The sequence below is a fragment of the Dietzia sp. NPDC055343 genome (genome assembly GCF_053645265.1).
The window spans coordinates 43795-55956 of sequence record NZ_JBSHMJ010000009.1 but is presented as its reverse complement, the minus strand read 5'-3'; the positions used below and the strand labels follow the sequence as shown (position 1 = coordinate 55956).

Annotated in this window: 14 protein-coding genes; 2 read left to right on the top strand and 12 right to left on the bottom strand. The window is 69.9% G+C overall.

Annotated features, from left to right (window positions below; all coding sequences use genetic code 11):
* Positions 1–60 precede the first annotated feature (60 nt).
* Complete coding sequence (locus ACWIE7_RS06515; RefSeq protein WP_452099036.1) at positions 61–486, top strand: lipopolysaccharide assembly protein LapA domain-containing protein; 426 nt, start codon at positions 61–63, stop codon at positions 484–486.
* 50 nt (positions 487–536) lie between these two features.
* Here the strand turns inward: ACWIE7_RS06515 and ACWIE7_RS06510 are convergent, their stop codons facing one another.
* The 5 genes from ACWIE7_RS06510 to rpsB all read right to left on the bottom strand — a co-directional run bounded on the left by ACWIE7_RS06510 (position 537) and on the right by rpsB (position 4964).
* Positions 537–1415, bottom strand: coding sequence for a phosphatidate cytidylyltransferase (locus ACWIE7_RS06510; RefSeq protein ID WP_452099037.1), 879 nt, complete (start codon positions 1413–1415; stop codon positions 537–539).
* Between the two features lie 56 nt (positions 1416–1471).
* A complete protein-coding gene (gene frr, locus ACWIE7_RS06505; protein ID WP_230928769.1) occupies positions 1472–2029 on the bottom strand; it encodes a ribosome recycling factor in 558 nt (185 codons plus the stop codon).
* 56 nt (positions 2030–2085) lie between these two features.
* Positions 2086–2811 carry a UMP kinase gene (gene pyrH, locus ACWIE7_RS06500; protein WP_454068830.1) on the bottom strand — a complete coding sequence of 242 codons (726 nt, stop codon included), beginning with the start codon at positions 2809–2811 and terminating at the stop codon, positions 2086–2088.
* A gap of 238 nt (positions 2812–3049) precedes the next feature.
* Positions 3050–3874, bottom strand: coding sequence for a translation elongation factor Ts (gene tsf / locus ACWIE7_RS06495; protein WP_230928767.1), 825 nt, complete (start codon positions 3872–3874; stop codon positions 3050–3052).
* A 208-nt stretch (positions 3875–4082) separates the two neighbouring features.
* A complete protein-coding gene (gene rpsB / locus ACWIE7_RS06490; protein ID WP_452099038.1) occupies positions 4083–4964 on the bottom strand; it encodes a 30S ribosomal protein S2 in 882 nt (293 codons plus the stop codon).
* Between the two features lie 398 nt (positions 4965–5362).
* On the opposite strand from rpsB, the gene ACWIE7_RS06485 reads away from it, so the two are divergent.
* Positions 5363–5968, top strand: a complete 606-nt coding sequence (locus tag ACWIE7_RS06485; protein WP_452099039.1) for a M23 family metallopeptidase — start codon at positions 5363–5365, stop codon at positions 5966–5968.
* 51 nt (positions 5969–6019) lie between these two features.
* Here the strand turns inward: ACWIE7_RS06485 and ACWIE7_RS06480 are convergent, their stop codons facing one another.
* From ACWIE7_RS06480 to lepB, 7 genes are all read right to left on the bottom strand, one after another.
* The gene (locus ACWIE7_RS06480; RefSeq protein ID WP_452099076.1) at positions 6020–6979 is read right to left on the bottom strand and encodes a tyrosine recombinase XerC; all 960 of its coding nucleotides are present in this window, start codon (positions 6977–6979) and stop codon (positions 6020–6022) included.
* A gap of 100 nt (positions 6980–7079) precedes the next feature.
* Complete coding sequence (gene dprA, locus ACWIE7_RS06475; RefSeq protein ID WP_452099040.1) at positions 7080–8285, bottom strand: DNA-processing protein DprA; 1206 nt, start codon at positions 8283–8285, stop codon at positions 7080–7082.
* Positions 8285–9802 (bottom strand): YifB family Mg chelatase-like AAA ATPase, encoded by a 1518-nt coding sequence (locus ACWIE7_RS06470; RefSeq protein WP_452099077.1) that lies wholly within the window; start codon positions 9800–9802, stop codon positions 8285–8287. The genes dprA and ACWIE7_RS06470 overlap by 1 nt, the downstream gene beginning before the upstream one ends.
* Before the next feature lie 2 nt (positions 9803–9804).
* Positions 9805–10221, bottom strand: coding sequence for a YraN family protein (locus tag ACWIE7_RS06465; RefSeq protein ID WP_454068829.1), 417 nt, complete (start codon positions 10219–10221; stop codon positions 9805–9807).
* A gap of 144 nt (positions 10222–10365) precedes the next feature.
* The gene (locus tag ACWIE7_RS06460) at positions 10366–10671 is read right to left on the bottom strand and encodes a DUF2469 domain-containing protein (protein WP_007632861.1); all 306 of its coding nucleotides are present in this window, start codon (positions 10669–10671) and stop codon (positions 10366–10368) included.
* On the bottom strand, positions 10668–11312 hold the full coding sequence (locus ACWIE7_RS06455; RefSeq protein WP_452099042.1) for a ribonuclease HII: 645 nt from the start codon (positions 11310–11312) through the stop codon (positions 10668–10670). The genes ACWIE7_RS06460 and ACWIE7_RS06455 overlap by 4 nt, the downstream gene beginning before the upstream one ends.
* A 41-nt stretch (positions 11313–11353) precedes the next feature.
* Positions 11354–12118: a signal peptidase I gene (lepB, locus tag ACWIE7_RS06450; protein WP_452099043.1), complete on the bottom strand. Its 765-nt coding sequence runs from the start codon at positions 12116–12118 to the stop codon at positions 11354–11356.
* Between the last annotated feature and the right edge of the window lie 44 nt (positions 12119–12162).

Below are 12162 nucleotides of genomic sequence, written 5' to 3'. Positions count from 1 at the left end.
GGCCGGACGACACACCGAGTGGCGGTGCTCACGAGCGCCGGGAACGCTTACAGTTCACCTATGACCACGCGTTCACACGACCCTGCCGACGCCGGCAACACCGAGTCGTCCCCCGAGACGGCCGTGGTGCCCGCCGAGAATGCAACCGCCGACGTGCCCGCGCCGTCGGCCCCGGAGGCGACCGATCACGATCGCCTCTCGCCTCAGGCCGTGCCCGACAGCGCGGCGGGCAGGCTCGGATCGGCGTGGGTCGGTCTGGTGCTGGGCGCGTTGGTCACGATTCTCCTGCTGATCTTCATAGCACAGAACACCACCTCGACGGACGTGCAGTACCTCGGTCTGCATTTCAGCCTGCCGCTGGGTGTCCTGATCCTGTTCGCCGCGATCGCCGGCGCATTGATCATGGCCCTGTTCGCCGGGTTCCGGATCCTGCAGCTCCGGATGCGGGCGCGCAAGGCCCGGAAGCTCTCGGCGCGATCCCGCTGATGTCGCTGGCCGGCCGCGCGGAACGACAGTCCGGCCGGCCGAAGTGTCCGCTATGTCGGGACGACGAATGTGAAGACGATCCAGACCACCACCGCGCTGGGCAGAACGGAATCGAGGCGGTCCATGAACCCGCCGTGACCCGGCAACACCGTCCCCATGTCCTTGATCCCGAGGTCGCGCTTGACCTGGGACTCCACGAGATCGCCGAGGGTCGCGGTGAACACCGCGAGCACGCCGAGGAGGATGCCCTTCCAGATGTCGTCGTCGAACAGCAGCCACACGACCAGCGCACCGCCGACCATCGCGAGGATGAGTGAACCGGCGAAGCCCTCCCAGGACTTCTTCGGACTGATGGCGGGCGCCATCGGGTGCTTTCCGAACAGCACGCCGGCGATATAGCCACCGACGTCCGAGCACACCACGAGCAGGATGAGCGCGATGACACGTTGCGCGCCGTACTCACCGTCCGAGAGCATCGCGCCCAGGCATCCCGGCACGGCGATCCAGACCAGGACGAACACCGTGACCGAGACGTCCCGTAGATAGTTCTTCGGAGCGATGTCGAGGCCGCCCATGAGCAACCGCCAGACCAGCACCACCACCGCCGTGGCCGCGAAAGCCGCGAAGGCCCCGGTCGCGCCGATCAGGAAACCTGACCACACCATCGCCTGACCGCCGAGGAGCAGTGGAACAAGGGGCAGCGTGAACCGGGCCTGACGGAGGCGTTTGAAAACCTCCCACGTCCCGATGGCCACGGCTCCGCCCGCGACCAGATACCACGCCCGCGGATTGAACGCGATACTGGCGATCACGAGGGCACCGAGCCCGATCCCCACCGGGATCGCCCGGGTCAGGTCGCGGCCGGCGCGGGACGGGGGCGCCGCGGCCGCGGCAGTGGGCCCGGGCGGGCCGGACGGAGCGTCATCCACGGCGTACTCCTCGACTGTTGTGGTGGTTGAACGGCTGGCGGAGAACCCGGGAGGGGTCAGACCTCCATCAGTTCGGCTTCCTTGCCCTTCACGATCTCGTCGACCTCGGCCACGTAGCGCTGCGTGACCTTGTCGAGCTCCTTCTCCGCGGCGTTGACCTCGTCCTCGCCCGCCTCGCCGTCCTTGTCGATGCGCTTGAGCTCATCCATCGCCTTGCGGCGCACCCCGCGAAGCGCGATGCGACCGTCCTCCGCCTTGGCCTTGGCCTGCTTGACCAGGTCCTTGCGGCGCTCCTCGGTGAGCTGCGGGACGGTCACGCGGAGCACCTGGCCGTCGTTCGTCGGGTTGACGCCGAGGTCCGAGTTACGGATCGCGTTCTCGATGGGGCCCATCTGCGACATCTCGTACGGCTTGATGATGAGCATGCGGGGCTCCGGGACCGTGATGGTCGCCATCTGGGTGATAGGTGTCATCGTTCCGTAGTACTCGCACATGACCCGGTTGAACATGCCCGGATTCGCACGACCGGTGCGGATGGCGGAGAGCTCGTCGCGGACGTGCTCGATCGCCTTCTCCATCTTCTCCTCGGCCTCGAGCAGGGTGTCGTCGATCATCTTCGTCTCTTTTCGTTCGTGTCGGCTGGTGGGTGCGTGGTCCTACTGCGGCCGGGTCAGGCCGGGCTGCTCACCAGGGTCCCGATCTGCTCACCGGCCACCGCGCGGGCGATATTGCCCTCGGTGAGCATGTTGAAGACCAAGATCGGCATGTTGTTGTCCATGCAGAGGCTGAACGCTGTGGCGTCCGCGACCTTGAGACCCTGCTCCAGGCACTCACGGTGCTCGATGCGGGCGTACAGCTCGGCACCCGGGTTCGTCCGCGGATCATCGGAGTACACACCGTCGACGGCCTTTGCCATGAGCAACACGTCCGCCCGGATCTCCAGCGCCCGCTGGGCGGCGGTGGTGTCGGTGGAGAAGTAGGGCATGCCCATGCCGGCACCGAAGATCACGACCCGGCCCTTCTCGAGGTGCCGCTCGGCGCGCAGCGGGATGTACGGCTCCGCCACCTGACCCATGTGGATGGCCGTCTGCACCCGCGTGGAGATGCCCTCCTGCTCGAGGAAATCCTGGAGGGCCAGGCAGTTCATCACGGTGCCCAGCATCCCCATGTAGTCGCTCCGGGCGCGGTCGAGTCCGCGCTGCTGCAACTGGGCGCCACGGAAGAAGTTGCCACCACCGATCACGATCGCGATCTGGGCCCCGGTCCTCGAGACCTCTGCGATCTGGCGCGCGACGGACTGCACGACGTCCGGATCGATGCCCACGCCACCGCCGCCGAACATCTCGCCACCCAGCTTGAGCATCACACGCTTGTACCCGTGCAGCGGGTCGGTCATCGTTCTCCTCGTCCCGGGCGGATCGAGCCCGTGTCGCGCGTCGACGCTCCTGACACCGTGTCGTCGAGGAGCTGTCCGGCCCATGGTGGAGCCGGGTACATTCTGCCCTATCCGCACGCCCTCCACAGCGCAGCCCGCCGGAGGCGGGCGCACCCGGTGGGCACGACGAGCGACGGCGGCACCCGATCCCCGGGTACCGCCGTCGCTGGTTCACCGCACGAAGCGGCTCAGGCGCGGGTCAGGCCTGACCGACCTCGAAGCGCAGGAACGAGGTGACCTTCGCGCCGGCCTCCTCGAGAAGCGCACCGACGGTCTTCTTGCTGTCGGTGACGGAGGCCTGGTCCAGGAGGCAGACGTCCTTGTAGAAGCCGTTGAGCCGACCCTCGATGATCTTGGGCAGTGCCTGCTCCGGCTTGCCCTCCTCGCGGGCGGTGGCCTCGGCGATCTCGCGCTCCTTGGCGACGACGTCGGCGGGGACCTCGTCACGCGAGAGGTACTGGGCCTTGAGCGCGGCGATCTGCATCGCGGCGGAACGGGCGGCGGACTCGGCGGCCTCGCCCTCGCCCGAGTAGGCGACCAGGACGCCGACGGCCGGCGGCAGATCCGACGAACGCTTGTGCAGGTAGACGGCGACGGGGCCGTCGAGCTTGCCCACGCGACGCAGGACGAGCTTCTCGCCGGACTTGGCGGAGAAGGCGACGACCGCGTCGGCGACGGTGGTGCCGTCCAGCTCGGCGGCGTTCAGCGCGTCGAGATCGGAGATGCCCTGGGCGGCGGCCACGCCGACGATCTTGTCGGCGAGCGCGATGAACTCGGCGCTCTTGGCGACGAAGTCGGTCTCGGAGTTGAGCTCGACCATGACGCCGTCCTTGACGGCGACCAGGCCCTCGGCGGTGGCGCGCTCGGCGCGCTTGCCCACGTCCTTGGCGCCCTTGATGCGCAAGACCTCGACGGCCTTGTCGAAGTCGCCGTCGGTCTCCTCGAGAGCCTTCTTGCAGTCCATCATCCCGGAGCCGGTGAGCTCACGCAGACGCTTGACGTCGGCAGCGGTGTAGTTCGCCATTGTGGGGCGACCCTCCTTATAGGGGTTGGATGTGTCGTGAAAAGTAGTCGCGTCGGTCGGCGGACGAATCCGCCTCCACCCTAGACGCCGAAGCGCCGATGGAGACCGGTTCCCACCGCCGGTGACACGTCGGGCCCGGCCACCCGGGGACCCCCGCGAGGGGTCATGGGCGGCCGGGCCCGACATGTCTCGAGCTGGTGCCTGAGGATCAGACCTCGGTGGCGGGCGCCTCGGGGGCGGCCTCCGCGGCGGGCGGCTCCGCCACGGGCGACTCGGTGCCGGTGATCTCGGCGGGGGCCTCGGCGGCCTCCGGAGCGGCGGCCTCGCCGGTGACCTGGTCGAGCTGCTCGGTCTCCCACTCGGCGAGGGGCTCGGCCTGGTCGCCGGTGGTCTTGCCGGCCTGCGAGCGGGCCTTGAGGCCCTCGGCGACGGCGGAGGCGATCACGCGGGTCAGCACGGTCACCGAGCGGATCGCGTCGTCGTTCGCCGGGATCGGGTAGTCGACGACGTCCGGGTCACAGTTGGTGTCGAGGATCGCGACGACCGGGATGTTGAGCTTGCGGGCCTCGCCGACGGCGATGTGCTCCTTGTTGGTGTCGACGACCCACACCACCGAAGGAACCTTGGTCATGTCACGCATACCGCCGAGCGTGCGCTCGAGCTTGTTCTTCTCACGCGTGAGCATGAGGATTTCCTTCTTGGTGCGACCCTCGAAGCCACCCGACTGCTCCATCGACTCGAGCTCCTTGAGGCGCAGGAGCCGCTGGTGCACGGTCTGGAAGTTGGTGAGCATGCCGCCCAGCCAGCGCTGGTTGACGTACGGCATCCCGACCTTGGCGGCCTCCTCGGCGATGGCCTCCTGGGCCTGCTTCTTGGTGCCGACGAACAGGACGGTGCCGCCGTGGGCGACGGTCTCCTTGACGAACTCGTACGCCTGGTCGATGTACGTCAGGGTCTGCTGCAGGTCGATGATGTAGATGCCGTTGCGGTCGGTGAAGATGAACCGGCGCATCTTCGGGTTCCAGCGACGGGTCTGGTGACCGAAGTGAGCACCTGCGTCGAGCAGCTGCTTCATGGAGATAACTGCCATGATGGGTTGAGGGCTCGTCCGGCTTGGAAGCAGCCGGACCGCGAGGCCCTCGTCCTCGCTTTCTGAATCTGTATCGGGTTACGCCCTTCAGCCGGGTGGCCTCGGGCCCTGGTGTCCGCGCCGGACCTCACCCCTGAACAGCCAGGGGCACCAACTGGTCCGTCGTCCGGAGGGTCCGTGATCCAGGGGATCACGGGTCCGGATGCTCCACCCGCGGGCGGGGCAGGACACGCGAAGTCAATCGACTGCAGAGTCGACCGCACCGGGAAGCATATCCGGTGGTGCGTCTGTCCGCCAAGACGGCGACGGCGACGAACACCTGTGGATGGTCGTCGAGTTTCTCCACACCCGGCGCCGGGACTCTCGCGCCGCGCCCCGGGACACGCTCCACTGGGGTCATGGGAGACGAGCGAGGCGTACCGGGAGCCGTGCGGATGGACCGTGCCGGAGCCACAAGGGCCGGCGCCGCCGCGGTGGGGGTGGCGGTGGCGGGGGTTCTGCTCGCCGCTGTGCTGCCCCACCCCGCCGCGCCTGCCGCCCCGACGGTGCGGTTCCGCAGCCCCGTCCCGGGCCCGGCGGTCCCGGTGACCGGCTTCGATCCCCCCGAACACCGCTGGCTCGCCGGGCATCGGGGCGTCGATCTGGCGGCCGAGCCCCTGTCGCCCGTGCTCGCGCCGGCACCCGGCACCGTGCTGTTCGCGGGGTCGGTGGGTGGAAAGCCGGTGCTGTCCCTGGATCATGGCCACGGCCTACGGACCACCTACGAACCGGTGACGGCGAGTGTCCTGAAAGGCGATGAGGTCTCGACGGGCCAGACGGTCGGGCACCTCGTCGCGGGACACCCGGGGTGCCCCATGGAAGCGTGCCTGCACTGGGGCGCACGCGTCGCTTCGGGGAACCCGGGAGGTGACGACGACGACTACGTCGACCCACTGTCGCTGACACTCGTCTCGGACCGGCCGATCCGACTCAAGCCCACCCGTCCCGGGGACGGCGAAGCCTGATCACTGCGCCGGGCCGCGCCTGCCTTACTCGCCCTTTCCCCCGCCCCGGTCTCATGCCCGCGGGTGGGCTCCGCGGTACGCGGCGCGGAGGCGATCGGCCGAGACATGGGTGTAGATCTGCGTGGTCGCCGGCGTCGAATGCCCCAACAGTTCCTGGACATGGCGCAGGTCGGCGCCGCCCTCGAGGAGGTGTGTCGCCGAACTGTGCCGCAGGGCGTGCGGCGAGACCCTGGGCGATCCCGGGGTCACCGCCGTCACCTCGTTGACGATCCGACGTGCGGCCCGCGGGTCGAGCCTGCCGCCCCGGGCCCCCAACAGCAGAGCTGGTCCGGAACGGTCGGTGGCAAGAGCTCGTCGCCCCGCGTCGAGCCAGAGCCGCAATGCGGCCTCGGCCGGGCGGCCGTAGGGAACAGAACGTTCACGGCCACCCTTGCCGAGTACCCGCAGCAGGCGTCGTTCCCGGTCGAGGTCGTCCACGTCCAGTCCGCACAGCTCGGCCACCCGGATCCCGCAGGAGTACAGGAGTTCCACGACGAGCTGGTCCCGTAGGGCGATCGGGTCGCCCTCCGCCGCCCCGAGTTCAGTCGTCCGGAGCACCTCGGCGGCCTGGGCGGTCTGCAGCACCTCCGGAAGGTGGCGCTGCGCCTTCGGTGCTTCGAGGCGGGCGGCGACATCCGTCGGGACGAGTCCCGTCCGGCTCGCCCAGGTGCTGAATGATCGCGCCGCCGCCACCCGCCGCGCGACGCTCGAGCGCGCCGCCCCGGCGGAGACCTGTTCGGCGAGCCACCCCCGGAGGGCGGGCAGGGTGAACGCCCCGGCGAGATCGGCTGCGCAGGCCGGGCCCCCCGGCTCGGTCGAGAGCCGGGACAGCAGCGCTCGCGCGTCGGAACGGTAGGCGCGGACCGTCGCCTCGGAGCGGGACCGGCCGGCGCGGAGATGGTCGGCGAAGTCGTCCAGGACGGGTTCGAGCGCGGGAGGCACTTCGCGACCGACCGCCCCTTGTGAACCCATGCGTCCCATGAGTCCCATCATCACCCCACCCGCGATCGCACGCAAGAAGAACGCCGCGGGCTTCGCGCAGCCATCACCGGCCGGCCCCGCTGGCGCCCGGTCAGCCCACCGACAGGCTCATCTGCACGCCGCCCCCACCGGATCGTCGCCACCCCTGCGGCCCCCGGACCGCCGCTCCCGTCGACATCAGTCGACCCAGTACCGCCCGGGTCGTACTCGGCGGGATCCCCGCCGACGCCGCGACCTCGGCCGGTGCCACACCACCGGTGGTCGGTAGGGCCTCCAGCACCCGCCGGGTCACGTCATCCAGTCCGTCCCAGGTCGAGGTGCCCCCGGACGGTGGCGCCGCCGTCTCCCCCATATCGCCGGCCAACTCCACCACGTCGGCCGTCCGTCCGATCAACACGGCTCCGCGATCGCGGATCAGCAGATGGGTCCCGACCGATGCCACCGACGTCACAGGACCCGGTATCGCGCCGACCGGCCGCTCCAGCGCCGCCGCCCACGCCGCGGTGCTCAGGGCCCCGCTCCGTGCGGCCGCCTCCACCACGATGGTCGCGGATGTCAGGGCCGCGATGATCCTGTTCCGGTCCAGGAACCTGTACCGGGTCACGCCGGTCCCCGGGGGCTGTTCCGAGATCACCGCCCCGGTTTCCGCGATCTGCCGGAGCATGGAGTCGTTCCCCCGGGGGTACAGCCGGTCCACGCCTCCTGCCAGAACCGCGATGGTCACCCCTCCCGCCCCCAACACGGCACGGTGCGCGGCGGCGTCGATCCCGAACGCTCCCCCGGAGACCACGGTGAAGTCCTCGGCCGATACCCCGGCGGACAGGTCCGCGGTCACCGCCCGCCCGTACGCGGTGGGTGCGCGGGTTCCGACCACCGCCACCGACCGACCCAGCGCCGTGGCCGGATCGGCGGGACCACGCCACCACAGCCCCAGCGGCCGTAACGCCGTGGGCACCCCGCCCGTGCCATCGCGCCGTCTCCCCCGTGGTCGATCGAGGGGCGCGAGCAGCCAGTCCGGCCAGCCGGGATCGCCCGGCACCAGCAGCCGTGCCCCCGACCTGTGGGCGTCATCCAGAAGTCCGGCCCCGTCGACCACGTCTCGTCGTGCCTCGGTCTGATCGGCCAGCCCCTCGGGCACCTGCTTCCTCCGGATCCGGTCGCGGGCCTCGACCGGCCCGACCGTGTCCACCAGGTCCCAGAGTTGTGCGGTGGGCCTCTCCGTCACTGCACCCAAATAGGCGTACGCCGCGCGGACCTCATCCGTCGCCGGGACCGCCGTCTCGAACAGCCCTGCCATCAGTCCTCTCCTCTCAGCACCATCGCCTCGGCGACATGCGATTCGGTGGGCACGACGGCCCCCTCCAGGTCCGCGACCGTCCACGCCAGACGGAGACACCGATCCACACCACGTGGAGACAGGACACCGTGGGCCAGCGCACGGTCAAGCGGGCGGAGGGCACGCCTGTCCAGCGCCTTCAGTGATCGCAGGACCCGCCCGGGCACGCCGGCGTTGGCCGCGGCGCCGTTCGCCTCCGCGCACCCCGCCCACCGATCGGCGGCGGCGGCCCTCGCCGTCGTCACCCTGGCCCGCACGACCGCGGTGTCCTCGATCTCCCCCACCGCGAACAATCCCGAACCGACCGGCAGAGTCCGCGCGGCGATATCGATCCGGTCCCGCAGCGGACCGGTCAGAGCCCGCCCGTAGCGGCGGCGCGCGTCAGGCGAGCAGGTGCAGTCGTCCGGCCTCGCGGCGCCACAGGGGCAGTCGTTCGCGGCCATGACGAGTTGGAACCTCGCGGGAAAGACCATGATCCCGTCGCTCCGGGCGATCCGTATCTCGCCCTCCTCCAGCGGTGTCCTGAGGCTGTCGAGCACGCGGCCGGAGAACTCCGCACATTCATCGAGGAACAGCACTCCCCTGTGCGCCAGCGAGACCGCCCCGGGGCGCGGTGTGGTGGACCCGCCGCCGACGAGCGCCGCCGTCGACGCGTCGTGGTGTGGGGCGACGAACGGCGGACGGCGCAGCAGCGGGTCCCGGGAGGAGAGCTTGCCCATGACCGAATGGATCGCGGTGGCCTCGAGCGCCGCCTGCTCGTCCAGATCGGGCAGCAACCCGGGGAGCCTGCGCGCCAACATCGTCTTGCCCGTCCCGGGGGCCCCGCGAAGAAGAACCGCGTGGCCGCCGGCCGCCGCGACCTCGATGGAACGCCGGCAATCGTCCTGGCCCACCACCTCGGCCAGGTCGGAGTCATCACCGTCCGCGACGCCCCGCGGCGCTGCCGCCTCCGAGACCAGATCCCCTGAGCCGCGGCACCAGACGGCGATCATCGCGAGCGAGTCCGCCCCGGCCGTGGCGATTCCCCTAACGAGACGAGCCTCTGCCAGGTTCGCCCCCGGCACGATCGCCCGTTCCAACCCGGCCTCCCGCGCAGCGAGGACCGCGGGAAGGACGCCTCTCACGGGCCTGATGCGCCCGTCCAGTGCGAGCTCCCCCACCAGCAGCGTCCCCTCGAACGCCCCGGCCGGGAGTTCGCCCGACGCGGTGAGGACCCCGATCGCGAGCGGGAGATCGAAGCCTGAGCCCCGTTTGGGGACCGCCGCAGGCGACAGTGAGAGCACGACCCTGCCCGGCGGCCAGGTGAGGCCGGAGTTGACGACCGCGGCCCGGACCCTGTCCCTGGCCTGCAATACCGCCTTGTCCGGAAGACCCACGATGCTCACCGCCGGCAGCCCACGGCCCACATCCGCCTCGACCTCGACCAACTGTCCACCGACCCCCTGGAGGGTGACCGCCCACGTGCGTCCGAGCGCCACTGTCACATCACGTCCTCGAACAGCTCCAGCCGCGGACGATCGGACTCGGACAGTTCCACCCCGACGACGTCGAAGCACACCTGACGCCACCCGCCCGGGTTGGCTGCGAGCCAGTACTTCGCCACCATGCGAACCTGGTGCTGCTTGGCCGGTGTGACCGACTCGGCGGGGGTGCCGAAGCCCGGGCCCGTACGGGTGCGCACCTCGACGAACCGGAGACGACCCGCGGCGTCGAGCACCACCAGATCGAGCTCCCCGGCCGCACACCGCCAGTTCCGTGCCAGGACCTCGGCGCCCCTGGACCTCAGGAGCGATTCCGCGTGCTTCTCCCCCGCCCTCCCGATCTGTTGCCGCCGGTCCGGCCTGCGTCGCCCGGACGTCCCCGCCCTCCGGCTCCCGTCCCCCTCGTGACCCGCCATCGCCCGCCCCTCCCGGCGACCCGGCCCACCCGGGTCCGCCGGGGATCACCCTGCCGGACGCAGACGACCCGGCCCGCCGGATGCGGGCCGGGTCGGAGACGGTCTGTGGAGAGTCCGGGGCCTGTGGACAATCGCCCCGGATGCCTACTCGGGAAGGCGGAGCTCGGGCTTGTCCAGCTCCTCGATATTGACGTCCTTGAACGTCAACACGCGCACGTACTTGACGAAACGCGCAGGTCGGTACATGTCCCACACCCAGGCATCGGACATGCGGACGTCGAAGTACACCTCGCCGTCAGCGGACCTCGGGATGAGTTCAACGGCGTTGGCGAGGTAGAAGCGGCGCTCCGTCTCGACGACATAGGTGAACTGCCCGACGATGTCGCGGTACTCGCGATAAAGCGAGAGCTCCATCTCGGTCTCGTAGTTCTCCAGATCCTCGGCGCTCATCTCGTGCTCCTCGAATGCGCCTGCGCGGCGCGACGGACGTTGGCGTACGACATGCGATGGATGTCGCTGGGACCGAGTTCCTCGATCGCCCTGGCGTGACGTGCGGTCCCGTATCCCTTGTGGGAGGCGAACCCGTAGCCCGGGTACCGCGAGTCGAGGTCCACCATAATCCGATCACGCGTCACCTTCGCGAGGACACTCGCGGCGGCGATGGATGCGACCACCGCATCACCCCCGATGACCGCCGTGGACTGGCACCCGAGCCCGTCGACGGCGAACCCGTCCGTGAACACGAAACCCGGAGACGGATCCAGCCCGGCCACCGCGCGACGCATCCCCTCGAGGTTGCAGCGGTGGATCCCCCGCGCATCGATGTGCTCCGGGTCGATCACCACCACAGACATCGCCACCGCACGGCGCATGACCGCGTCGTGGAGTCGTTCACGGGTGGCGGGCGAGAGCTTCTTCGAATCATCGAGGTCCGCGAGTTCGGGGTGTAACCGGTCTCCGAGAACACACGCCGCGACGACGAGAGGGCCGGCGCAACAACCCCGGCCCGCCTCATCGACCCCGGCGGCGGGACCCAGACCGCGACGTGAGACGGCCGCCTCGAGAGCCAGACGACCAGCCCTGCGGGTCACCCGCGCGCGGTCCGGCAGGGCCGGCCTGAGACCGACCGGCCTCACCCGACGCTGATGTCCGGGGAGGAGACCGTCCCGATCCGGTTGAAGGGCAGGATGATCGCCTGGACCTTGCCGATGATGTTCTCGCCCGGCACCGTCCCCTGGAACTCGTCGCCCATGTGGAAACGCGAGTCGGCCGAGTTGTTCCGGTTGTCACCCATCACCCAGTAGTTGCCCTCGGGCACCGTGATGGGCCCGAACGCACAGTTCATGGGATTGCGGTTCACCGTCGGATCCTCGTTGAGGTACGGCTCGTCCAGCGGCTGACCGTCTACCAGCAGCCGGCCGTCCGGGGAACATCCGCCCACCGTCTGGCCGCCCACGGCGACGACGCGCTTCACGAGGTCGTTCTGGTCGGGCGGGACGACGCCGATGACGCCGCCGATGTTCTCCAGGGTGCGGATGACGGGATTGTCCGATCGGATCGACTGGTAGCCCTGGTTCCAGGAATCCGGCCCCTTGAACACCACCACATCGCCGGGCTCCGGGTCACCGAACCGATAACTGATCTTGTCGACGAAGATCCGGTCCCCGGTGCATCCCACGCAGCCGTGGAGCGTGGGCTCCATCGACTCGGAGGGGATCTGGTACACCCGCCCCACGAAGGTCTGGAACACGAAGACCAGGACGAGCGCGATCACCACCAGCAGGGGGATCTCTATGTACCAGGGCTGGCCCTTCTTCTCGACGCCGCGAGCCGGGGCCCCGTCTTCACGGGGCCCCGGCTCGGCGGGGTCATGTCCAGGCGATTCGGTGCTGCTCACCCGGACGAGCGTAGTCGATTCCCTGCCACCGTCGGCGGCCGAGT

Bases quoted from the DNA above. Each gene is read 5' to 3' on its own strand.
- ACWIE7_RS06515 (WP_452099036.1), top strand. From the start codon at position 61: ATGACCACGCGTTCACACGACCCTGCCGACGCCGGCAACACCGAGTCG.
- frr (WP_230928769.1), bottom strand. From the start codon at position 2,029: ATGATCGACGACACCCTGCTCGAGGCCGAGGAGAAGATGGAGAAGGCG.
- pyrH (WP_454068830.1), bottom strand. From the start codon at position 2,811: ATGACCGACCCGCTGCACGGGTACAAGCGTGTGATGCTCAAGCTGGGT.
- tsf (WP_230928767.1), bottom strand. From the start codon at position 3,874: ATGGCGAACTACACCGCTGCCGACGTCAAGCGTCTGCGTGAGCTCACC.
- rpsB (WP_452099038.1), bottom strand. From the start codon at position 4,964: ATGGCAGTTATCTCCATGAAGCAGCTGCTCGACGCAGGTGCTCACTTC.
- ACWIE7_RS06485 (WP_452099039.1), top strand. From the start codon at position 5,363: ATGGGAGACGAGCGAGGCGTACCGGGAGCCGTGCGGATGGACCGTGCC.
- ACWIE7_RS06480 (WP_452099076.1), bottom strand. From the start codon at position 6,979: ATGGGTTCACAAGGGGCGGTCGGTCGCGAAGTGCCTCCCGCGCTCGAA.
- dprA (WP_452099040.1), bottom strand. From the start codon at position 8,285: ATGGCAGGGCTGTTCGAGACGGCGGTCCCGGCGACGGATGAGGTCCGC.
- ACWIE7_RS06465 (WP_454068829.1), bottom strand. From the start codon at position 10,221: ATGGCGGGTCACGAGGGGGACGGGAGCCGGAGGGCGGGGACGTCCGGG.
- ACWIE7_RS06460 (WP_007632861.1), bottom strand. From the start codon at position 10,671: ATGAGCGCCGAGGATCTGGAGAACTACGAGACCGAGATGGAGCTCTCG.